Origin of the sequence: Ectopseudomonas toyotomiensis (genome assembly GCF_017167985.1) — a bacterium.
Taxonomy (GTDB): Bacteria; Pseudomonadota; Gammaproteobacteria; order Pseudomonadales; family Pseudomonadaceae; genus Aquipseudomonas; species Aquipseudomonas toyotomiensis.
Genome location: NZ_CP070505.1, coordinates 800,412 through 822,192, shown reverse-complemented (window position 1 = coordinate 822,192; position 21,781 = coordinate 800,412). Strand labels below are relative to the sequence as shown.

At 62.2% G+C, this 21,781-nt stretch carries 21 protein-coding genes; 6 read left to right on the top strand and 15 right to left on the bottom strand.

The features are described from left to right. Positions 1 to 196: 196 nt before the first annotated feature. The 7 genes from JWV26_RS03705 to JWV26_RS03675 all read right to left on the bottom strand — a co-directional run bounded on the left by JWV26_RS03705 (position 197) and on the right by JWV26_RS03675 (position 7,878). Positions 197 to 1,528: a DUF58 domain-containing protein gene (locus JWV26_RS03705; RefSeq protein ID WP_206418430.1), complete on the bottom strand. Its 1,332-nt coding sequence runs from the start codon at positions 1,526 to 1,528 to the stop codon at positions 197 to 199. Further along, positions 1,525 to 2,559, bottom strand: a complete 1,035-nt coding sequence (locus JWV26_RS03700) for an AAA family ATPase (RefSeq protein WP_021490274.1) — start codon at positions 2,557 to 2,559, stop codon at positions 1,525 to 1,527. Before JWV26_RS03700 ends, JWV26_RS03705 begins: the two co-directional genes overlap by 4 nt. Continuing rightward, positions 2,556 to 3,746 carry a DUF4350 domain-containing protein gene (locus tag JWV26_RS03695; protein ID WP_206418429.1) on the bottom strand — a complete coding sequence of 397 codons (1,191 nt, stop codon included), beginning with the start codon at positions 3,744 to 3,746 and terminating at the stop codon, positions 2,556 to 2,558. Before JWV26_RS03695 ends, JWV26_RS03700 begins: the two co-directional genes overlap by 4 nt. Continuing rightward, on the bottom strand, positions 3,743 to 5,329 hold the full coding sequence (locus JWV26_RS03690) for a DUF4129 domain-containing protein (protein WP_206418428.1): 1,587 nt from the start codon (positions 5,327 to 5,329) through the stop codon (positions 3,743 to 3,745). Before JWV26_RS03690 ends, JWV26_RS03695 begins: the two co-directional genes overlap by 4 nt. Beyond that, positions 5,316 to 6,296 carry a stage II sporulation protein M gene (locus JWV26_RS03685; RefSeq protein WP_093050033.1) on the bottom strand — a complete coding sequence of 327 codons (981 nt, stop codon included), beginning with the start codon at positions 6,294 to 6,296 and terminating at the stop codon, positions 5,316 to 5,318. Before JWV26_RS03685 ends, JWV26_RS03690 begins: the two co-directional genes overlap by 14 nt. Next, a complete protein-coding gene (locus JWV26_RS03680) occupies positions 6,293 to 7,018 on the bottom strand; it encodes an RDD family protein (RefSeq protein WP_206418427.1) in 726 nt (241 codons plus the stop codon). Before JWV26_RS03680 ends, JWV26_RS03685 begins: the two co-directional genes overlap by 4 nt. 101 nt (positions 7,019 to 7,119) lie before the next feature. Further along, positions 7,120 to 7,878 (bottom strand): DUF975 family protein, encoded by a 759-nt coding sequence (locus tag JWV26_RS03675; RefSeq protein WP_206418426.1) that lies wholly within the window; start codon positions 7,876 to 7,878, stop codon positions 7,120 to 7,122. A gap of 183 nt (positions 7,879 to 8,061) precedes the next feature. Here JWV26_RS03675 and sbcB point away from each other — a divergent pair, with 183 nt between their 5' ends. After that, positions 8,062 to 9,510: an exodeoxyribonuclease I gene (gene sbcB, locus JWV26_RS03670; RefSeq protein ID WP_206418425.1), complete on the top strand. Its 1,449-nt coding sequence runs from the start codon at positions 8,062 to 8,064 to the stop codon at positions 9,508 to 9,510. A gap of 198 nt (positions 9,511 to 9,708) precedes the next feature. On the opposite strand, the gene mvaT is transcribed toward sbcB, so the two are convergent. After that, positions 9,709 to 10,083 (bottom strand): histone-like nucleoid-structuring protein MvaT, encoded by a 375-nt coding sequence (gene mvaT / locus JWV26_RS03665; protein ID WP_017675049.1) that lies wholly within the window; start codon positions 10,081 to 10,083, stop codon positions 9,709 to 9,711. A gap of 298 nt (positions 10,084 to 10,381) precedes the next feature. On the opposite strand from mvaT, the gene purU reads away from it, so the two are divergent. From purU to JWV26_RS03650, 3 genes are read left to right on the top strand one after another with little or no spacing between them, the layout of a single operon-like run. After that, positions 10,382 to 11,233, top strand: coding sequence for a formyltetrahydrofolate deformylase (gene purU, locus JWV26_RS03660; RefSeq protein ID WP_093050040.1), 852 nt, complete (start codon positions 10,382 to 10,384; stop codon positions 11,231 to 11,233). A gap of 45 nt (positions 11,234 to 11,278) precedes the next feature. Then, entirely contained in the window at positions 11,279 to 11,704 is a 426-nt protein-coding gene (locus JWV26_RS03655; protein WP_017675047.1) for a CBS domain-containing protein, read from the top strand. 16 nt (positions 11,705 to 11,720) lie between these two features. Beyond that, on the top strand, positions 11,721 to 11,900 hold the full coding sequence (locus tag JWV26_RS03650) for a hypothetical protein (RefSeq protein WP_079783065.1): 180 nt from the start codon (positions 11,721 to 11,723) through the stop codon (positions 11,898 to 11,900). Positions 11,901 to 11,941: 41 nt separating this feature from the next. Here JWV26_RS03650 and JWV26_RS03645 read toward each other — a convergent pair whose 3' ends face one another. Continuing rightward, positions 11,942 to 13,819: a methyl-accepting chemotaxis protein gene (locus JWV26_RS03645; protein WP_206418424.1), complete on the bottom strand. Its 1,878-nt coding sequence runs from the start codon at positions 13,817 to 13,819 to the stop codon at positions 11,942 to 11,944. Between the two features lie 158 nt (positions 13,820 to 13,977). On the opposite strand from JWV26_RS03645, the gene JWV26_RS03640 reads away from it, so the two are divergent. Then, positions 13,978 to 15,453: a helicase HerA-like domain-containing protein gene (locus JWV26_RS03640; protein ID WP_206418423.1), complete on the top strand. Its 1,476-nt coding sequence runs from the start codon at positions 13,978 to 13,980 to the stop codon at positions 15,451 to 15,453. 131 nt (positions 15,454 to 15,584) lie between these two features. Here JWV26_RS03640 and JWV26_RS03635 read toward each other — a convergent pair whose 3' ends face one another. Continuing rightward, positions 15,585 to 15,806 carry a hypothetical protein gene (locus tag JWV26_RS03635; protein ID WP_017675043.1) on the bottom strand — a complete coding sequence of 74 codons (222 nt, stop codon included), beginning with the start codon at positions 15,804 to 15,806 and terminating at the stop codon, positions 15,585 to 15,587. Positions 15,807 to 16,049: 243 nt separating this feature from the next. Next, positions 16,050 to 16,925 carry an aldose 1-epimerase gene (locus tag JWV26_RS03630; RefSeq protein ID WP_206418422.1) on the bottom strand — a complete coding sequence of 292 codons (876 nt, stop codon included), beginning with the start codon at positions 16,923 to 16,925 and terminating at the stop codon, positions 16,050 to 16,052. Between the two features lie 107 nt (positions 16,926 to 17,032). Here JWV26_RS03630 and JWV26_RS03625 point away from each other — a divergent pair, with 107 nt between their 5' ends. Continuing rightward, positions 17,033 to 17,788 (top strand): FadR/GntR family transcriptional regulator, encoded by a 756-nt coding sequence (locus JWV26_RS03625; protein WP_072425828.1) that lies wholly within the window; start codon positions 17,033 to 17,035, stop codon positions 17,786 to 17,788. 80 nt (positions 17,789 to 17,868) lie between these two features. Here the strand turns inward: JWV26_RS03625 and JWV26_RS03620 are convergent, their stop codons facing one another. The 4 genes from JWV26_RS03620 to JWV26_RS03605 all read right to left on the bottom strand — a co-directional run bounded on the left by JWV26_RS03620 (position 17,869) and on the right by JWV26_RS03605 (position 21,707). Then, a complete protein-coding gene (locus JWV26_RS03620; protein ID WP_072425827.1) occupies positions 17,869 to 18,774 on the bottom strand; it encodes an EamA family transporter in 906 nt (301 codons plus the stop codon). Between the two features lie 91 nt (positions 18,775 to 18,865). Beyond that, on the bottom strand, positions 18,866 to 20,146 hold the full coding sequence (locus JWV26_RS03615; RefSeq protein WP_072425826.1) for a TRAP transporter large permease: 1,281 nt from the start codon (positions 20,144 to 20,146) through the stop codon (positions 18,866 to 18,868). Further along, complete coding sequence (locus tag JWV26_RS03610) at positions 20,146 to 20,673, bottom strand: TRAP transporter small permease (RefSeq protein WP_037003197.1); 528 nt, start codon at positions 20,671 to 20,673, stop codon at positions 20,146 to 20,148. The genes JWV26_RS03615 and JWV26_RS03610 overlap by 1 nt, the downstream gene beginning before the upstream one ends. Positions 20,674 to 20,732: 59 nt before the next feature. Then, positions 20,733 to 21,707: a TRAP transporter substrate-binding protein gene (locus JWV26_RS03605; protein ID WP_072425825.1), complete on the bottom strand. Its 975-nt coding sequence runs from the start codon at positions 21,705 to 21,707 to the stop codon at positions 20,733 to 20,735. Positions 21,708 to 21,781: the final 74 nt, after the last annotated feature.

Here is a 21,781-nt window from a genome sequence, read left to right as displayed (position 1 = left end):
CGGGCGGCCTATAGGCGGCGTCGAGTTTGTACTCTTTGCGCCGCAGACTCGGGATCATAGCACCCGACCACGGCCATAACCACGCAACATCTGTGTGGGAAAACCGGTGCCAGGGCCTTTGCAGCATTGGGTTCGACAGCCGCAGGCGCCAGCAGTTGCCTCTTTCGGCGCGGTCGCGCCGAAACGCCAACAGGCTTTAAAGTGCGCCGGCTTTCTTCCAGGCCAGATAACTGCTTACCAGCTCCGGGCCCAGTTCGCCCGGGCGGGCGTCGAGCACCGGTACTTCATGGGCAGCCAGACGTTCGTGCAGGTCGGCGCGGGCATTGAGGTAGTCCAGCGTGCCGCAGTAGGCCAGGGCCTGATCGAATTGCTCCACGGGCGTTTGACGCAGACGATCCAGTGCTTCCTCGCGCAGGCTGGCGATCAGCACGCGATGCTGGCGCGAGAGGCGACGCACGGCCGCGAACAGGTCCTGATCGTCTTCGTCGCGCAGGTTGGTCACCAGCACCACCAGCGAGCGGCGGCGCTGACGCGCCAGCAGCAAGTCGGCAGCGGCGCTGAAGTCGGCCGGTTGCTGGCTGGTATCCAGGTCATAGACGGCGTTGAGCAGCACGTTCAATTGCGCAGGGCCTTTGACCGGCGCCAGGTAACGCGACTGGTTGCCGGCGAAGGTCGCCAGGCCGACGGCATCGCCCTGGCGCAGCGCGACGTAGCTGAGCAGCAGGCAGGCGTTGAGGGCGTGATCGAAGTGCGACAGCTCGTCGTCCTGGCTGCGCATACGGCGGCCGCAGTCGAGCAGGAAGACGATCTGCTGGTCGCGTTCGTCCTGGTACTCGCGAGCGATGGGGGTGCGCTTGCGGGCAGTGGCCTTCCAGTCGATCTGGCGCAGGGTGTCGCCATCACGAAACTCGCGCAGCTGGTGAAACTCCAGGCCCAGGCCGCGACGCGGGCGCTGGCGTACGCCCAGCTGGCTCAGCCAGTCATCCACGGCCTTGAGCTGTGCGCCGTAGAGGCGCGCGAAATCCGGATAGACGCGGCTTTCATCAGCCAGCGGCAGCAGGCGCTTGGCCTGCCACAGACGCAGCGGGCTGGGCAGCTTCAGCTCGCACCGGGCGAAATGGAAGTGCCCGCGGACCAGCGGCTTGAGGCGATAGCTGACTTGTGTCTGCTGGCCGGGGTGCAGGGTGATGCGTTGCGGCAGGAAATCGAATTCCATGCCTTCAGGCACATGGTCGAAGACTTCGATTTCCTGGGTTTGAGTGAAGTCGTGATGAGCGATCAGTTGCACCTCGCTCCAGCGCCCGAGCGGCAGGTTGCCGGGCAGCACGCGCTCCAGACGCGGCGAGTGCTGGCGACGCAGCCACAGGGCATCGACGGCGGCGATCAGTGCCAACGCCAGCAGCAGCCCCCAGGCCATTGGCATCAGGCTGTCTGCCAGGCGCATGCCGAGCAGGGGCAGGGCGCCGAGCAGCACGGCAGCGGCGAACAGGCCGCCGAGCAGCCCGAGGAGCAGGCGCGAAGGTTTCATAGGCGCGGTGCCGGTACCTGATCGAGCAACTGTTGCAGCACCTGATCCACCGACAGGCCTTCGATATCCAGCTCCGGCGCCAGACGCACGCGGTGGCGCAGCACGGCCAGCGCGCAGCTCTTGATGTCATCCGGCAGGACGAAATCGCCACCGCGCAGCAGCGCGCGAGCACGGGCGCCGCGTACCAGGGCGATGGACGCACGCGGCCCGGCACCCATGGCCAGGCCCGGCCAGCTGCGGGTGGCGCGGGCCAGGCGTACGGCGTAATCGAGCACCTGATCATCCAGGGGCAGATCGCTGGCTATCTTCTGCAGGGCCAGCACATCCTTGGCTTGCAGCAGGGTGCGCAGCGGGCTGACTTCGAGCATGTCGGCCTTGGCCGAGCGGGTCACCTGGCGCACCATGTTCAGCTCTTCATCCTGCTGCGGATAATCCATGCGCAGCTTGAGCATGAAGCGGTCCAGCTCAGCTTCCGGCAGCGGGTAGGTGCCTTCCTGCTCGATCGGGTTCATGGTCGCCAGCACCATGAACGGTAGTTGCACCGGCAGGGCGCGGCCTTCCAGGGTCACCTGGCGCTCCTGCATCACTTCCAGCAGGGCGGCCTGGGTCTTGGCCGGTGCGCGGTTGATTTCATCGGCCAGCAGCAGGTTGGTGAACACCGGGCCCTTGCGCAGCTTGAACTGCTCGCTCTGCATGTCGTACACGGCATGGCCGGTGACATCGCTGGGCATCAGGTCCGGGGTGAACTGGATGCGTGCGAACTCGCCGCCAAAGCAGCGCGCCAGCGCGCGCACCAGCAGGGTCTTGCCCAGGCCTGGCACACCTTCGACCAGCACATGGCCACCGGCGATCAGCGCGGTCAGCACGTCGTCGATCACCGCGCTCTGGCCGATCACGGCCTTGCGCAGCTCGGCGCGCAGGGCCTGGGCCAACTGGCTGGCACGCTGGCGCTGCTGCGCTTGCGGGTTGCTCGGCGTGGCGGCAGGGGGTTCCTGCACCGGCAGGTTGTCGTTCTCGGGGATCTCGCTCATAGGGCATTCCTGAGGGTTTGCAGGTGGGCGACCTGGCGGGTGAAGTCACTGGCGGAAAGGCGCTGCGGCGGCAATGGGCGCATGGCCTGGCTGATGTCCTTGGCGGGCAGGCGGGTCAGGCGACCGAGAACCTGCCACTGCTCGGCGACGGCGAGCTTGTCGAAACCTGGGTGGCGGCGCCGTGCGCGGCGGTTGATGTCTTGTTGCAGGCCTTTGAGCAGGCTGTGCTGGCCGCTGCGGCGGAGCAGGAAGTCGGCACTGCCACGCAGGTGTTCCTCGAGCTGGCGCCGTGCTCGGCTGGCCGGTGCCTGCAGCGGGCCATGACGCATGCCGACGTGCCACAGGGTGGCGATGATCAGCAGGGCCAGCACCAGCAAGGCCAGCGGGAAATGGCGCAGCAGCAGGCGCGCCAGACCATCGCTGTCGGCGTGGTAAAGCAGGGTCACGGCGCTGTCCTGGCTCAGATACCAGAGCAACCAGGCATGGTCGTATTCGTTGATATTACGGTTCTGCCAGATCCACGGGTCGCTCAGTACGGTGATCAGTCCGTCGCCGTGGTACAGCTGCAGCAGGTGGGTGGCGGAGTCGCTATTGGCCCAGGCGTGTGCGCGGTTCTGCGCATCGTACAGGTGAAAATCGGTGTCGAAGGCGATGTAGGCCGGGGCCTGTTCGTTCTCCAGGTAGAGCTTGGTGAGTTGCGGGTAGGCTTCGTGCTCTTCGTTCTGCTCGTTTTCCGCTTCTGCCTCACTGGCTTCTTCGTCGTCCAACTCGTCACTCATGTATTGCTGGACGCCGAGCAAATCGAGTAGCAGGTCGCCGCTCTTGCCTTCCTCTTCGTCCCACAGGCGTTCGGCGATGAACAGCAGGTGACCGCCGCCCGCCGTCCATTGCAGCACGCGTTCGACCTGACGTGGCGTCATGTTGCCGCGGTCGGCCAGCAGCATCAGGGTCTGGCCTTCGCTGGGCAGGCCATCGAGCACATCCAGGCCTTCGGCGCGGCGTGCGGCAATGCCCTGTTTGCGCAGGAAGTGCTCGGCAGCCAGGTAAGTGCTGCTGGCAACCTCGGGGGCCGGGCCGTGCTCGATCACGTCTTCATAGGGTTCGAGTTTGCCCAGCACGTAGCTGGCGAGCAGCCCCAGTACCAGCAGCAGGGCGATGGCGAGGATGAAACCGGCGCGCCGACTCATGCCGCACGCTCCTGACCGAACAGGCTGCGCCAGCCCTGACACAGGCCCTGACGCAGCGATTCGGCAGGTAGGCGGTGACCATAGGCCAGGGCCTGCCAATGCAGGGTGAGCTGACGACTGTAGTCCTCCAGGTTCTGCAGCCCGAGGCCGGCGACCAGGTGCAGCACTTCGCCTTCGGTGTGCGACTGCTTCAGGGGCAGGCGGTGTTCGTGTAGCAGGCGGCTGAGCAGGGCGCGATAGAGCAAGCCGAGGGCTGCGCGCGGTTGTTCGGCCCAGAGCCGCTCAGCTTCGCTGGCGACATCGGCGGGCAGCGTTTCCGGCGCCAGTTCGAGCCCGAACAGCTGCTGTGGTGCGGCCTGCCGTCGCCGCGTCGGCAGGCCGATGCGTTCGCCAAAGGCCTGCAGCCACTCGCGGTAGCGCCACAAGACGAAGGCCAGCAGCGCGGTCAGCGCCGCCCACAGCAATACTTCGAAGACTTGCGCGACGACATCCAGGCTCTTCCACCATTCGCCGAGTTTGAGCAGGTTCTTGAGCATGTCGAGGAAGGCTTCGATGTCTTCCGGTTTGGTTTCTTCCGCGGGCTTCTCTTCGCCCAGGCGCCAGCGGGTGACGGTTTCGCGGTGCTGGAAGGGCGGTTCGTCGAGCAGGGCTTCGATGCTTTCACGCGCGGCCTGGCTGCTCAGTGGCTGCTGGAGTAGGCGTGGGGCGTCGGGGCCTTGCGGGTCAGCCTGCTTGGCCTCCTCGCTGGCGGCTGGCGCTGGGTCGGCCCAGGCTTCGCTGGGCAACTGAGTCAGCAGCAGGGCGCAACCAAGTAGCAGGGCATAGGCGCTGCCGGTCAGGCGTTGGCGCAGGCGACGGAAGGTCAGTTCGATATCCCAGGCTTCCAGGGCGGTGCGGCGGTTGAGGTAAAGGGTGAAGCCGCAGGCGACATAGACCGGTTCCCAGATGATCAGCAGCAGCACATAAAGCAGGTTGGACAAGTGTTCCAGCCACAGCCACTGGCCGCTGCTGGCGGCGATCAGGCTTTCCCAGGTCCAGTTCAGTTCCACCTGCTGTGGCAGCATCAGATAGAACAGGGCGACCAGGCCCATCCACAGGGCAATTTCCAGATGCATGCCGACCAGCGTCAGCCAGGTGGCAGCGGCGCTGTCGCGCTGACCGAGTACCACCAGGCGCTGGCTGCGTGCCTGACCGGCCAGGCCCTCCAGCTGCAGCACGGGTAGATCGAAGCTGCGCGTCGGGCTCAGGCGGCGCCAGGTCAGGCTGGCCAGCAATTGTGGCCATAGCAGTTTCGGCAGTGCGCGCAGGGCCTGGCTCAGCGAGGGTGTGTTGCCGAACAGCGCTTGCGACAGGATATACAGCGGCAGGCGCTCATAGGCCGGCTTGAGCCACCAGAAGACGAAGATGGCCCAGCCCGGGTACTGCCAGAGCAAGGCGCAGAGCAGGGCGAACAGCGGCAGCGTGACCAGCGCCCAACTGGCCATCAGCAGGCCGGCGTGACGACGGGCGAGCAGCACGCCGAGGTCGATGGCTTCCCAGGCGCTGCGCGGGCGGATGGCAACGCTGGCTTCAGTCAGGCGCATGCTGCCTCCGGCCGGCCAGCAGCAGATAACCCAGCACCAGCGCCCAGAGCCCGGCACCGACGGCGTACTTGATGTGCGGGCTGGCGAAGGTGGTGGATGACCAGAAGGCCTCGATGAAGGCGGCCAGCAGCAGGAACAGGATCACCCCGGCGACTAGCTGTATCGCCTTGCCCGCAGCCAGGCGCAAGGCCTCGCCGCGTGGCAGGCGGCCGGGGGCGAGCAGTGCCCAACCGAGCTTGAAACCAGCCGCACCCGCCAGGGCGATGGCGGTCAGCTCGAAGGCACCATGGCCGATGACGAAAGACCAGAACGGCTCGCCATAGCCGATGCGCGTCAGGTGGCCCGCCACGGCGCCGATCATCAGACCGTTGAACAGCAGGAAGAACAGGCTGCCGAGGCCCAGCAGCAGACCGCTGGCGAAGGTCTGAAAGGCGATGCCGATGTTGTTCATGATGTAGAAGCCGAACATCACCCAGTCGTCGCCTGAGCCGCGTTCGCTGAAGCGGCCAAGGCGGCGCGCGTCGGGATCGTACATGCGCTCCATTTCGCTGACCTGGTCCGGGCTGACCAGACTGAAGATCAGCTCGGGATAGAGATAGGTCAGCAATCCCATCACTGCCAGACTGCCGAAGAACAGCAGGCTGGCCACGCATACGCTGCGCCATTCGCTACGTACCAGACGCGGGAAGCCGCCGAACAGGAAACGGATCGTCTGCGCGCCGAGATGGCTGCGATGGCGATAGAACTGCTGGTGGCCGCGCATGGCCAACTGCTGCAGTTGATCGATCAGGTGGCTGCTGTAGCCGCGTGCCTGAGCCAGGGCCAGATGCTGGCACAGCTGCCGGTATCTGGCGGCGAAGCCATGGTAACTCTGTGCTTTGGACTTGCCGCGCTCAAGGGCTTCGAGCTGGCTGTTGAAGGCATCCCAATCCGGCTGATGGCGACTTTCGAATAGGCTCTGCTTCACGATGCGCTCCCCAGCAGGCCACGGGCGATGCCGTTGAGGCGCGGCTCGGCCTGTTCGGCAGGCACTTGTAGCGGCTCGGCCAGCAGCGCCGCCAGCTCCGCTCTGCGGGCGGCAGACAGCTGGCTGCCACGTTCGGCAAAACCAAGAATGGCGCGTTGTTCGTCAAGGCTGAGCGGGAAGGGCGCTGGCAGCGGTTCGGCGTCGGCGAGCAGCGGTTTGCTCAACGGCGCATCGCGATAGACCACCAGGGTGCCGGCGGCGATATCGCCGAGGCGCTTGAACGCCGGGTGGTTCAGGCAACTGATGATGCCCAGGGTGTAGCCAAATGGCAGGATATCGACAAAACGCAGCAGGTTGCGCGTCAGTGAAGCGGCCCAGCCGATTGGCGTACCGTCATCGTGCACCACGCGCAGGCCGAGCATCTGCTTGCCGGGAGAGCGGCCCTGGTTGAACACCTCGAACAGCACCATGTACCACCAGGTCATGAGAAACAGCAGGATGGTGCCCAGGCCCATGCCGAACTGACCGAGCAGGCCGAGAACGATGAACATAACCATCAGGATCAGGCCACGAATGGCCAGGTCGATGGCGAACGCCAGGGCGCGCGGCACCAGCCCGGCCGGTCGCAGATGCAGATCGATACCTTCCGGCGTTTCGACCTGGTAGCGAGTATCCAGGGGAGGCTGGTTGAGCGGAAGGCTTGCGCTTGAGCGTGAGTACATCGGCGGACTGCATCAAGGAAAGCCCGATGCTAGCTAGCAGCGGGCCACGAACGCAACCGGGCCAGTGAACTGGCCCGGTCACGTCGACTTATTGGCTGGCCTTATTGGGCGGCAGGCAGTACGCCAAAGATGGTGCGATACAGCACACCCATGGCCACGACCATCAACGGAATGCTCCACACCAGACCGATACCCAGCGGGATGGCGCTGACCATGACGATCAGGCCGAGCAGCAGGAACAGGCCGAAGACCTTGAACCAGTGCTGAGTGATTGCCTTGCGCGAGGCTTCCAGTGCCTGCCAGGGCGACAGACCACGCTCGACCACCAGCGGAATGGCCAACAGATAGGCCACGGCCAGGTAGATGCCGGGAATCAGCAGCAGGATCATGCCGAGGTAGATCAGCAGCATCATCACCACGGCGGTGATGATCAGCGGCACGGTGCGCCCGAAGTGGCTGAAAATCTCGTTGAAGCTCAGCGGCTGGTCGGCGGCACGGCGAATGCCGACCATGTTGATGCCGGCCATGAAGGGGTAGGCCAGGGCCGAGGCCAGCAGCGAAATCAGGATCTCGCCGACGAATACCAGAAACAGGTTTTCGCTCAGGGCGCCGAAGATGCCGACAACGCCGCCGAGGATGAAGGTGGCGGCCAGCAGCACCACGTAGAACACCAGGAAACCACCGATGATGATGCCTTTGGTGCCCTTGACCCTGCTCCAGGATTCGCTCAGCAGTTCGCCGATACTGAAGTCATAACCGCGTGCCAGGGCTTCTTCGATGCTCGGTGTCTGGTTGGACGGCGTCTGTTGCAGGTCGCTGGTGGGAGCGGCATAGGGATTGGGGGTGATCGCGTCACTCATGGTTGCATCCTTGTAAGTAGAGTGGGGAGACTGGCAATGCTAGTGGTTACGGCTCTCGCCCGACAAGTGCAGCGAGCCTGGCGGTGCAACGGCTGTGCGCTGGTTCATGCTTTGGCCGGCGACGGCGAGCCTGGAGGTGAATGATAGACTGCCGACAACTTTATGTTCGGTACGGAGCCGCCAATGACTTCCAGCATCTTCTGGTACGACTACGAGACCACCGGTATCAATCCGCGGTGTGACCGTCCGCTGCAGGTGGCGGGTATCCGTACCGATGAGGCGCTGAACGAGATCGGCGAGGCGCTGAACATATACTGTCGCCCCAGCGACGACATCCTGCCGCACCCCGCAGCCTGCCTGGTGACCGGCATCGATCCGCAGCGCCTGCAGCAGTTGGGGCTCGACGAGGGCGAGTTCATGACCCGGGTGCATGCCGCGCTCTCGGCGCCCGGTACCTGTGGCGCCGGCTACAACAGCTTGCGCTTCGATGACGAGGTGACGCGCTACAGCCTCTATCGCAACTTCTTCGATCCTTACGCGCGTGAGTGGCAGGGCGGTAACAGCCGCTGGGACCTGATCGATCTGGTGCGCACCGCTTATGCGCTGCGTCCCGAGGGCATCGAGTGGCCTGAGGACGAGGGGCGGGTATCGCTCAAACTGGAGCGCCTGACCCAGGCCAATGGTATCGACCATGGCCAGGCTCACGATGCGCTGTCCGACGTGCGCGCCACTATTGGCCTGGCACGGCTGCTGCGTGACCGACAGCCAAAGCTTTACGACTTTCTCTACCAGCTGCGCAGCAAGCAGCGTGTGCTGGACCAGATTCGCCTGCTGCAGCCGCTGTTGCACATTTCCGGACGTTTCTCTGCTGCACGTCATTATCTGGCACCCGTGCTGCCGCTGGCCTGGCATCCACGCAATCGCAATGCGCTGATCGTCTGTGACCTGCAGGCCGATCCGTCACCCTTGCTGAATCTGGATGCCGACACGCTGCGTAGTCGTCTCTACACGCGCCGCGAGGACCTTGCCGAGGGCGAGTTGCCGGTGCCGCTGAAGCTGCTGCATATCAATCGCTGCCCGGTAGTGGCGCCGCTTTCGGTGCTGCGCGAGGCAGATCGGCAACGCCTGCAACTGGATTGGTCGATGTGTGGGCGCAATGTCGAGGTGCTGAAGAATGAACAACCTCTCTGGCAGGAGAAACTAGCGGTCATTTACCGTGAAGAGGCCTTTGCAGGCAGTAACGACCCTGAGCAACAGCTTTACGATGGGTTTATCGGGGATCGTGACCGTCGTTTGTGTGAACAGGTGCGTGGTGCTCAACCCGACGCATTGGCCAACGACAAAAAATGGCCGTTCGATGATGCGCGACTGCCAGAGTTATTGTTTCGTTATCGGGCGCGTAATTTCCCTGCCAGCCTGTCAACCGCTGAATCTCAACGCTGGGAAGAGTTCTGCCGACAGCGTTTGAGCGATCCAGAGTTTGGTGCGCCCAATACCCTGACGCAATTTCACGCGGCGTTGGAGCAGTTGCGTGCGGGCTGCAACCCGGACCAGTTGCAACTTCTGCAGCAGTGGCAGGCCTATGCGCAGGCGCTGCAGGCGCGTTTTGCCGTGAGTCCTGCTGGCGTTTAAGCGGACAACAGACAGTCAGAGCGATGCGCAGAGGCGATGGCCGCGTCTGTGCGTTGTTAAGAAAAATGCAGGGAACGGGAACTTTTCGCTCGTTCAGCGTTATTGCCGATGCAGGCAATTGCCCAAAACTGTTTCGCCTGAAAAATATCGGCAATAAAAAACGCCAGCGTGGCTGGCGTTTTGGGTAGCGCTCAGGAATTAGCCCAGCAGAGTGGCCCAACCTTCGACGACGTCGGCGCCCCACTTGGCTTTCCACTCTTTCAGAGTTTTGTGATTGCCGCCTTTGGTTTCGATAACTTCGCCGCTGTGCGGGTTCTTGTACTGCTTGACCTTGCGCGCACGCTTGGCAGCTACAGGCTTGCTGGCACGTACACCTTTGCCGGTTTTGGCTTCAGGATCGAGCAGGGCAATGATGTCGCGCAGCGACTTCTGATATTCGCCCATCAGGGTGCGCAGCTTGCCTTCGAATTCCAGCTCTTTCTTCAGCTTGTCGTCTTGCGACATGTTCTTCAGACGCTCTTGGAGCTCTTTGATGCTTTCTTCGATGTTGCGGTATTCGTTGATCAGCGACATGGGCATTACCTTGGCGTGAATAAGTCTGTGGTAGTCAACAGTGATCTAATAATAGTCATGCACTTATAGCAAGTAAACAGCAGGCCACAAAATAACTGCAGTGCAATGCAACGCTATGTGTCGCTCAGGCTTAAATTTAATCGGGCTACTGCAACTAGGCCATGAAGTTTTCGCTGCGCGCAAATAGGGCACTTTCCGGTCGCTCAGTCGCGGGCTTGTGCAGGCGCATGGCTGCTGCAGTTTTGTTGGCATGCCGTTAGAATGGCCGACTTTTTGCGCCGCCATTGGGGTTTTAGTTATGCGCACGTTCAGATTGGTCATCTCCTGCCCTGACCGCGTCGGCATCGTTGCCAAAGTCAGTAATTTCCTCGCTACCTATAACGGCTGGATTACCGAAGCCAGTCACCACTCCGATACACAGAGTGGCTGGTTCTTCATGCGTCACGAAATCCGTGCCGACTCGCTGCCGTTCGATCTGGATGGCTTCAAGCAGGCGTTCTCGCCCATTGCCCGCGAGTTCTCCATGGAGTGGCGTATCACTGATTCGGCGCAGAAGAAGCGCGTGGTGCTGATGGCCAGTCGTGAGTCGCATTGCCTGGCCGATCTGTTGCACCGTTGGCACAGCAATGAACTCGATTGCGAGATTCCCTGCGTGATCGCCAACCACGACGATCTGCGCAGCATGGTCGAGTGGCATGGTATTCCTTACTTCCATGTTCCGGTCGACCCCAAGGACAAGGCCCCGGCCTTCGCCGAGGTGGAACGCCTGGTCAAGGATCACCGGGCCGATGTCATCGTTCTGGCGCGCTACATGCAGATTTTGCCACCGGCGCTGTGCGCCGAATTCGCCCAGCGGGTGATCAACATCCATCACAGCTTCCTGCCGTCGTTCGTCGGCGCCAAGCCCTACCACCAGGCTTCGCTGCGCGGCGTGAAACTGATCGGCGCCACGTCGCATTACGTCACCGAGGAGCTGGATGCCGGTCCGATCATCGAGCAGGACGTGGTGCGCGTGACCCATCGCGACGATATCGAGGAAATGGTGCGTCTGGGCAAGGATGTGGAGAAGATGGTGCTGGCGCGTGGGCTACGCTATCACTTGGAAGACCGAGTGCTGGTGCACGACAACAAGACGGTGGTGTTCGACTGATCTTGCTGCGTGGGCCGGCTCGATGTACGTCAGAGGAGAACGCCCATGCTCAAGTCCATCAAGGTGCGCGACTACATGACTCGCCATCTGGTGACCTTCAGGTCGGATACCGATCTGTTCACCGCCATCAATCGATTGCTGGAACACCGGATTTCCGGTGCGCCGGTGGTCGATTCCCAAGGCCACCTGATAGGCCTGCTGTCGGAGGGTGATTGTCTGCGTGGCATCCTTTCCGGCGCCTATTACGAGGCAATCGGCGGGACAGTCAGCACCTATATGACCACCGAGGTGGAGACGGTCACCCCCGAGGCCGACATCATCGAGTTGTCCGAGCGTTTTCTGCGGGGACGGCGGCGTCGTTTGCCGGTAATCGAGCACGGTCGTCTGGTGGGGCAGATCAGCCGTTGCGATGTGTTGCGCGCCGTGAAAGAGTTCGCCCAGCACGAGCAGGGCTCCCTGGAAGTCAGCTGATGGAGGTTCGAACGGCATGACCGATCCACTGGAAAAGGCCACGTCAAAGGCGCCGCCGACCCTGGGTGAAGGCTGCGTAAGGCGATACGACCCTGATGCCCTGAACGAAGAGGACGGGACCGAATTCGCCGATGCCGCCGAACTGTGGCGTCAGCTGCAGGAGCAGGCCGAAGACAAACCTGAGCATGAGCGATAAACAAGAAGGGCGCTGTGGCGCCCTTCTTTTTGCTGGCTGTTTCAGATTCGGAAGCTGTCGACCATCTGCTTGAGGCGTGCGGCCTGCTGCTCCAGATCGCCGCAGGCGCGCAGGGTGGCCTGCAGGTTTTCCACGCCCTCCTGGTTGAGGGTGTTGATCTCGATGATGTCCATGTTCAGTGACTCGATTACCGAGGTCTGTTCTTCGGTGGCGGTGGCCACCGACTGGTTCATCCCATCGATCTCGCCGATGCGGGCGGTCACCGTGCCCAGCCGTTCGCCAGCCTGATTGGCGATGTCCACGCTCTCTTCGCTGTAGCGCTGGCTCTCGGTCATGGTGGTGACCGATTCTCGTGATCCGACCTGCAGTTCTTCGATCATTTTTTCGATTTCCTGCGCCGACTCCTGAGTCCGGTGTGCCAGGTTGCGCACCTCGTCGGCGACCACGGCGAAACCGCGTCCCGCCTCGCCGGCACGAGCCGCCTCGATGGCGGCGTTGAGTGCGAGCAGGTTGGTCTGCTGGGAGATGCTCTTGATCACTTCGAGGATCTGGCCGATGTCCACGGTCTTGCTGTTGAGCATCTCGATCTTGGCGCAGGCGTCGCTGATCTTGTTCGACAGTTCACTCATCGAATGGATCGCTTGTTGCACGACCTTGCCGCCATCTTCTGCCTGATGGCGGGCATCCGATGCCTGGCTCGAGGCGTCGGCGGCGTTGCGGGCGATTTCCTGTGCAGCCGCACCGAGCTGATTGATGGCAGCTGCCACGCTGTTGGTGCGGCTGGCCTGTTCGTCGGAGTTGACCATCGAGGAGTTGGAGGCATTGACCACCAGCTTGGCTACTTCGTTGACCTGTACGGTGGCCGATGACACTTCACGGATCGAGCTGTGGATACGTTCGACGAACTGATTGAAAGAGCGCGCCAGGGCGCCGAATTCGTCATTGGACTGGATCGCCAGACGCTTGGTCAGGTCGCCTTCGCCTTGGGCGATGTCGTGCATGGCTTTGCCCATGGCAGTCAGCGGTTGCATCAGCACCCGGATCAGCAGGCCGAGCAGGGCAATGATCAGCACTACGGCAATCACCGTGACGATGATGGCCGAGGCGCGGAACTCGGTGAGCATGGCGTAGGCCTTGGCCTTGTCGATCGACAGGCCAATATGCCAGCTGACCGAGGGCAGGCCCTTGACCGGGGTGAAGGTGAGGATACGGGTGTTGCCGTCGAGCTGCGCCTCGCTGAATTCACTGCTGATGCGCGGGGTGTCCTGCGGATAGATGTCCTTGAGGTTCTTCATCACCAGGTTCTTGTCCGGGTGCACCAGAACCTTGCCATCGGCGCTGACCAGAAAGGCGTAGCCGATGCCGTCGAAGTCCAGCGCGTTGATGATATTGACCAGGGTCTGCAGGCTGAGGTCGCCACCGACCACGCCAGCGGGCCTGGCCGGGGTAGCGATGGTGATGATCAGCTCACCGGTGGCGGCATCGACGTAAGGCTCGGTAAGGGTGGTGCCGCCAGCGGCCAGGGCGTCCTTGTACCAGGGGCGCGTGCGTGGGTCATAGTCGGCGGGCATCTGCTCGTCCGGGCGCATGGTAAAACCGCCGCTTTCGGTGCCCAGATAGGTAAAGGCGAAGGAAGAGGTCAGCGCCTTCTGCTCCAGCAGTTTGACCACGCGATCTGGCTCGCTGTCGTTGCTGATCGACTGCGCTGCGCTCTCCACCAACAGGATGCGTCCTGACAACCAGTTCTGGATGTTGCTGGCGGTCACGTTGCCCATTTCATGCAGATAGCTTTCCAGGTCTTCACGGATGGCGTTGCGCTGCAGGTAATCGTTGTACAGGGTGAATAACGAGAAGGCGGCAATCACCACCAGCGAGGCTGCGAGCAGAATCTTGTGGCTGAACTGCAGGTTTTTGCTCATGTTGTCTTGCGTCCGGATGGCTCTGGAACCAGTCTTGTATTCCACGGCTGCGCTTGTAAGAGCGTTTTCGCGGGCTGTTGCGGCAGATGGGGTGGGTATTTGTTCTGCTGTTTGTGTCGGTATAACTGCAGTAAAGCTTTAACCCAGGGGATGGCAAGATGCCTTTGAATTCACAGTTCGTATTGGGTGCTGGCAGTGATGGTCAGGCGGTTGGTCAGCCTTTGCGCCTGGCCAACCGTCACGGTCTTATTGCCGGTGCCACCGGCACTGGCAAGACGGTGACCCTGCAACGGCTGATCGAGACCTTCAGTGACGCCGGGGTGGCGGTGTTCGCCGCTGATGTCAAGGGTGATCTGTGTGGCCTGGGCGCTGCTGGCGCACCGCAAGGCAAGGTCGCCGAGCGCATCGCCAGCATGCCCTGGCTCAATCACCAGCCGCAGGCCTACCCGGTGACGCTGTGGGACGTACATGGCCAGAGCGGCCACCCGCTGCGCACCACGCTCAGCGAGATGGGGCCGTTGTTGCTCGGTGCCCTGCTCGAGCTGACTGACAGCCAGCAGGCGGCTCTCTACGCAGCGTTCAAGGTGGCTGACCGTGAAGGTCTGTTGCTGCTCGACCTGAAAGACCTGAAGGCGCTGCTCGGCTATCTCAAGGACAATGCGCAAGTGCTGGGCGCGGACAGCGCACTGTTCACCAGCACCTCGGCGCAGGCGTTGTTACGTCGTCTGGCAGGGCTGGAGCAGCAGGGCGCCGAGGCCCTGTTCGGCGAGCCGGCGTTGCAGCTCGAAGACCTTCTACACCCTGACCGTGATGGCCGCGGACGCGTGCATCTGCTCGATGCTTCCCGCCTGGTGCATGAGGCGCCCAAGGTGTACGCGACCTTCCTGTTGTGGTTGTTGGCCGAACTGTTCGAGCAACTGCCGGAGCGCGGTGACGCCGACAAACCGGTACTGGCGCTGTTCTTCGACGAGGCGCACCTGCTGTTTCAGGGCACGCCCAAGGCGCTGCAGGAGCGTCTGGAGCAGGTGGTGCGGCTGATTCGCTCCAAGGGCGTCGGGGTGTATTTCGTCACCCAGTCGCCGAGCGACCTGCCGGATGATGTCCTGGCTCAGTTAGGTCTGCGTATTCAGCACGGCCTGCGCGCGTTCACGGCCAAAGAGCAAAAGGCCCTGCGCGCAGTGGCCGATGGTTTTCGCCCGAGCCCGGCGTTCAACACGCTCAGTGTGCTGACTGAACTTGGCATTGGCGAGGCGTTGGTTGGTACGTTGGAGGAAAAAGGCACGCCGGCGATGGTTCAGCGCGTGGCCATCGCGCCACCGCAGTCGCGCATCGGCCCGCTGAATGAGTCCGAGCGTGCAGCATTGGTGCGCCAGTCGCCGTTGGCTGGGCGCTACGACAAGCCTGTCGACCGCGAGTCGGCCTATGAACTGCTCACTGCGCGTGCCGAGCAGGCGCGCAATGACGCGCCAGTCAAGGTGGCGGGGAAACAGAAGGCGGAACCGGGGCTGGGCGACATGGCCAGCGATCTGCTTGGCAGCGCGATGAAGAGCGCGCTGCGTCAGGCTGCCAACCAGATTGGCCGGCAACTGGTGCGGGGGCTTTTAGGATCGCTGACGGGTAGCAGGAAGCGTTAGGCAAGCGCTGAAAAAGTCGTCATTCCCGTGCAGGCGGGAACCCAGAGCAATTGGACTCTCGCCTTCGCGCAGTGGCTGTAGAAAGCCTTTTTCAGAACCTACCCGGCTGCGGGGAACCTGGGGGAGTGTCGCTAGCCGGCGGTTTCGTCGGCAGCGTCCTGCTTGTCCTGGCGTTCTTTCTCGATTTTCTCGATTTCTTTCTCGAAGGCCTGGTCGAGCAGACTGGGTTTCTTGCGCCAGGGTTTGCGGTCGGGGTCCGGCTGAGCGGCGTAGGTGATGACTTCTCCGCCGTATACATCCTTGTAACGCTGCGCCTGGCGCTCGAGTTCGGCGCGCAGTTCGTCTTTCGTCACTGTTTTTACCTGTAGGTTGTGATCGACCCACACGACAGCCGAAACACCAGGTTTCACTGTTGCGCTGAGGGATCAATCTAAATTGCTTCGCCTTGGTTGGCTGGGAGAAAAGTTTGCAAAGTTTCACGCTTTGCATCTTTCTCCTTTCTCTTCAGTTACTTATCTATCTGTAACTTTTTTCCGAGAAAAGTTGCATTGGGCAACTGCCGGTATTATCGCCAACGCCCTTTGAATGTCCAGTGATCAGTCCGCAAGCGCCTGGTAGTGCAGGCTGAAACTCATCTGAGCACTTTGCTCTGCTGCCAGTAACTGCAGCCCTGGTCGCCCCGCTAGATGATGAGCATTGACCGGGTGAGTGACAGGCTCGAAGCAGAAGAAGTTCTGCGCCTCTGGGCAGAACAACAGAAACACATTGCTGCCCTGCGCCTCGCAGACGAGTTGATAACCTGCGTCGGGTTGAATGATGCGAGCGCGTCCCGGCCATTGGGTAAACGCATTGTCGACAAGTTGTTGCGGCAACAGAGTGGGCTCGGAGAAATTCCACGCCTGTGGTAATTCGACCCACTGACGGGAAAGTTTGTCTTCACCGCATAACCAAACGCCGCCTGCCTGCGCCTGTACGCGCGTATGCGCAGTGCGCGGCAGATAAGGATGCAGGCCAAGGCCATACCAGGTGGGCTGTTCGCCAAGATGGGTGGCTTGTAACGTCAGGCGCAGATGGCCGTCAGTAAGTTGTACGTGGAGAGTGGCGTGATAGGGAAAGGGCGATTGGCTCTGCAGTTCCAGGCTTGCGCTGTCGGACGTCGCATTGAATATCTGCCAGGGTTGTTGCCAGGCACTGCCGTGTATCGGCAGTGCTTCGTGTTCGGTGTTGGCGCTCAACGCTTGCCAGCCGTCAGGGGTGGTGAAACCGCCGCTGCCAATGCGGTTGGACCAGGGCAGCAACGGGTAGCAGGCCAGGCGTCTGGGATTGGCGGCAGCCAGCGCCTGTTCGTTGCTGTGACGCAGCAGCGGCTGGCCGTCGCTTAAGCGCACCCAGTTGACCAGGCTTGCGCCCAGTTCCGGGGCAAAGGTCAATTGTGTCAGGCTATCGCGCAGGGTCAGCAGAGTCGTTGGCATTTGACGCTCCTAAGGCGTTATTTGTCGGGAATTCATAGTGTCATCGTACAACTGCTGGGCTATCATTACGGCAAAGCCACAGGTCTTAATTCGAGAACTCGTCCAACATGGATACGCAAAACGCTCAACCTCGTGCTCGTCGCAAGCATCGCAGCCTGGCTCAGGAGTTGGTGGCGGACCTGTCGCAGCGCATTCGTGATGGGCTGATCAAGCGCGGTGAGAAGCTGCCGACGGAGTCGGCGATCATGGAAGAGCAGGGCGTCAGCCGTACCGTGGTGCGCGAGGCTCTGTCGCGTTTGCAGGCAGCCGGCCTGGTCGAGACCCGTCATGGCATCGGTACATTCGTGCTGGATACGCCCAGTGCCAGTGGTTTTCGCATCGATCCGGCGACCATCGTCACCTTGCGCGACGTGCTGGCCATTCTTGAACTGCGTATCAGTCTTGAAGTGGAGTCTGCCGGGATGGCGGCTCAGCGCCGTAATGACGTGCAGCTGAAGGCCATTCGCGAGGCACTGGATGCCATCAACGAGAGCGCGATGCATGCCAGCGATGCCGTGTCCTCTGATTTCCAATTCCATCTGCGCATTGCCGAGGCTACCGGCAATCGCTATTTCACCGATATTCTCAGTCACCTGGGTACCAGCATCATCCCGCGTACCCGGGTCAATTCCGCCAGCCTTGCGCGCGACGATCAGGCCCACTACATGGCGCGTCTGGAGCGTGAGCACGAGCAGATCTTCGAAGCCATCGCGCGCCAGGATGCCGAGGCGGCGCGGGCAGCGATGCGTCTGCACCTGACCAACAGCCGCGAGCGCCTGCGTCAGGCGCACGAAGTGGCCGAGGCTGAAGCGCTGCACGGCTGACACTCCTTGCAGACACTCGGCGGCCCTGGGCCGCCGAGTGTCTTTTGGCGGTGAGAAAAAATCAGCGCACATGACGCGCTCTAGCGCCGATAGGCCAGGGCGACGATACCACCGACCACGATCAAGCCGCCGATCACCTGCAGGGCTCCCAATACCTGCCCTAGAATCAGCCAGCCCAGGATCATGCCGGCCACCGGCTCCATGTTCATCACCGGTGCATTGCGCGCGATGTTCAGACGCGGCATGCAGATGAACAGGGTTGAAAAAGCTGCACCATAGAGCAGGACCAGGCAGGCCAGTGCGATCCAGCCGGTGCTGGCATTGGGCAGGCTCAAACCGCCAGGAATAAGGCCGCTGCTGCCCAGCAGGGCTGAGGCGCTGAACACCACGGCCAGGGTCAGCATGCTGCGTACCGAGCCAGCGATTTTCGACAGACGATTTTCGGTGATCCACAACGCTACGGCGAAAACGGCGGCAGCCGTCAGGCTGAACAGGATGCCTGCCATCCACTCGCCGTCCGGCGCATCGCTGCTGACCAGGCGGCCAGGGACGTCGAGCACCAACACCAGGCCGAAGAGGATCACGCCCATGATGGCCAGCGCCTGTCGGGTTGGTGCTGCACCGCCGAGCACCCAGGTGAGCAGTGCCAGCAGGATTGGCGAGAGGTTGACTACCAGCAACGCCAGGGCCACGGGAATGCGCGCCACGGCCGAGTAGATGCAGAAGCTTTGAATGGCGATCAGCAGGCCCAGCAAGATCTGCCAGCTCCAGGTGGCGCGACCCAGTTTCAGCGATTCACGTCGCCACAGTACCAGAGCGGCCAGCGCGACCAGGGTCACGCCGGCACGCGCGAGCATGGCCAGCAGCAGCCCGGTGTCGTGGTCGAAGGCGATCCGCGCAGCGATGTGGTTACCCGCGAACGAGCAAGCCAGTGTTGCGAGGATCAAGACGGCGATGTGACGCGCAAATGGGGTGGAACCTTGCATGACGAAATCCTGTTGTCACAGCCTGAAAATCAGGCCCTAAAGCAAAACGCCGCCCGATTGGGCGGCGTTGTCGTTCAATGCCCGGTTGCTGTCAGAGCACGACGCTGGGCAGCCACAGCGAAATGGCAGGGATATAGGTAACGGCCATCAGCACGGCGAACAGCGCGATGTAGAACGGCAGCAGCGCCTTCACGGTGTTTTCGATGGTGACCTTGCCGATCGCGGCGCCAACGAAGAGTACCGCACCTACCGGTGGCGTGATCAGGCCAATACCGAGGTTGACCAGCATGATCATGCCGAAGTGCACCGGATCGACGCCGAAGGAGGTCACCACCGGCAGCAGGATCGGCGTGAGAATCAGGATCAGCGGCGCCATGTCCATCAGCGTGCCCAGCACCAGCAACATGAAGTTGACGCACATCAGGATCACGTAGCGGTTGTCCGAGAAGGTCAGGAACGCCGTGGTGATCTTCGACGGAATCTGCATCAGGGTCATGATGTAGCCGAAGCTGGCGGCGAAGGCGATGAGGATCATCACGATCGACAGCGTGCGCACGGTGCGGTGCAGCATCTTCGGCAGTTCACTCCACTTGTAGTCGCGGTAGATGAACATGGTCACGAAGAATGCCCAGACCACCGCGACAGCCGCCGATTCGGTGGCGGTGAACACGCCACTGAGGATGCCGCCGAGGATGATGACCATGGTCATCAGGCCCCACAGTGCCTCGACGCAGATCTTCAACGCCTGGCGCAGTGGAATCACTTCGCCCTTGGGGTAGTTGCGCTTCTTGGCGAACCACAGGCACAGCGCGGCCATGGTGAAGCTGAGCAGCAGGCCCGGGCCGATGCCGGCGACGAACAGGGCGGCGATCGACACCGTACCGCCAGCGGCCAGCGAGTAGATCACCGAGTTATGGCTGGGCGGGGTGAGCAGCGCCTGTACCGAGCCGGAGACGGTCACAGCGGTGGAAAACTCGCGCGGGTAGCCTTTCTTTTCCATTTCCGGGATCAGCACCGAGCCGACCGAGGCGGTATCGGCCAGCGATGAGCCGGAGATGGCGCCGAAGAAGGTCGAGGCGGTGATGTTGACCAGCGACAGGCCGCCGCGGACGAAGCCGACCAGCACGCCGGCGAACGCCACCAGGCGCCGGGCCATACCGCCTTCGGCCATGATCGCGCCGGCCAGGACGAAGAACGGAATGGCCAGCAGGGAGAATTTGTTCACACCGCCGGCGATCTGAATCATCACGGCGTGCAGCGGGATGTCGATGTACCAGGCACCGATCAGGGTAGCCAGGCCAAGGGCATAGGCGACCGGGACGCGCAGCAGGATCAGGGCAATGAAGCTGCCCAGCAGGATGGCGGCATCCATTACACGGACTCCTTGGAATCTTCGCAGTTCTCGTAGTCGACGACGCGGCGTTTGTGCTGGTCGCCATAGAGCAGTTGTTCAAGGACGAACAGCAGGGTGATCAGGCCGCCCAGGGGAATCGGTGCGTAGCTGATACCGACGCGCATCCAGGTCAGCGTGCTGAGGTACTGGTTCCAGGTGGCGACGCACAGCTTGTAGCCCCAGATCAGCATGAACAGGGCGATGGCGCCCATCGCCAGGCGTACGAACAGGGTGAGAAAGGGCTGAGCCACGTCGGGTAGGCGATCACTCAGCACCTGCACGGCCATATGCGCACCGGCGCGGTAGCTGGCGGCGGCGCCGACGAAGGTGAACAGCACCATCAGCAGGATGGCGATGGGTTCGGGCCAGCCCAGGCCCTGACCGAGTGCGTAACGGCTGAACACGCCCCAGGGGATGATCAGGGCCATGATCACGATCGCCAGGCCGGCGGTCGCGATACAGGCGCGGTAGATGACGTCATTGACGCCCAGAACCAGGTTTTTCATGAGACTTCACCGGTTGCGCGACGCCAGCGAGGTGCCGGCGTCGCGCGCTTGCGCGTGGATTACTGAACGGCTTCGATGCGCTTGATCAGCTCGGCGAACTGCGCGCCGTACTTCTCACGTACCGGGGCGGTAGCGTCGTAGAAGGGCTTGGTGTCGACTTCGATGAACTCGACGCCTTCAGCCTTGAGTTTCTCGTCGCTGGCCTTTTCCTTGGCAACCCACAGGTCGCGCTCTTCCAACTGAGCCTCTTTGGCCAGTTTCTTGACCTGCTCCTGCTGCTCCGGGGTCAGCTTGTTCCAGGTGGTCTTGGACATCAGCAGCGGCTCGGGGAGGATCAGGTGATGGGTCTGGGTGTAGTACTTGGCCGCACGGAAGTGGTTGTGCTCGAGCAGGGTTGGCGAGTTGTTCTCGGCGCCGTCGATCACACCGCTCTGCAGGGCGCTGAAAATTTCACCAGTGTCCATGGCGATGCCGTTGGCGCCCATGGCGTTGAGGGTGTCGATGAACAGAGGGTTGCCGATCACGCGGATCTTCATGCCTTTGAGGTCTTCCAGCGTACGTACCGGCTTCTTGGTGTAGAGGCTGCGGCTGCCGGCTTCCATCCATGCCAGGCCGACCATGTTGAAGTCGGAGTTGGTGATGGCGTCGAGGATTTCCTGACCGATTTCGCCGTCGACCACTTTGCGCATGTGGTCGATATCGCGGAACACGAACGGCATGTTGAAGACGTTGGTGGCAGGCACCACCGGGCCGACCGAACCGAGGCTGACGCGTGTCAGCTGAACGGCGCCAATCTGGGTCTGCTCGATCACTTCCTTCTCGGAACCCAGCACACCGCCGGCGAACATGCGGTATTTGATTTCACCGTTGGTGGCCGCTTCCAGTTTCTTGCCGAGGCTCTCCATGGCGACTACGGTCGGGTAGCCGGCCGGGTGGATTTCGGCAATCTTCAGGGTCGTCTCGGCCTGTACGAAGGAGGACAGACCGAGCGCTAGCGGAAGTGTGGCGAGAAGCAACTTGCGTTTGAGGTTCATGCGGAAAACTCCGTCTTGTTGTTGTTGGTGAACAGCTGTGCAGTCCGGTGCCGCGAACGGCCCGGGGTGAATCG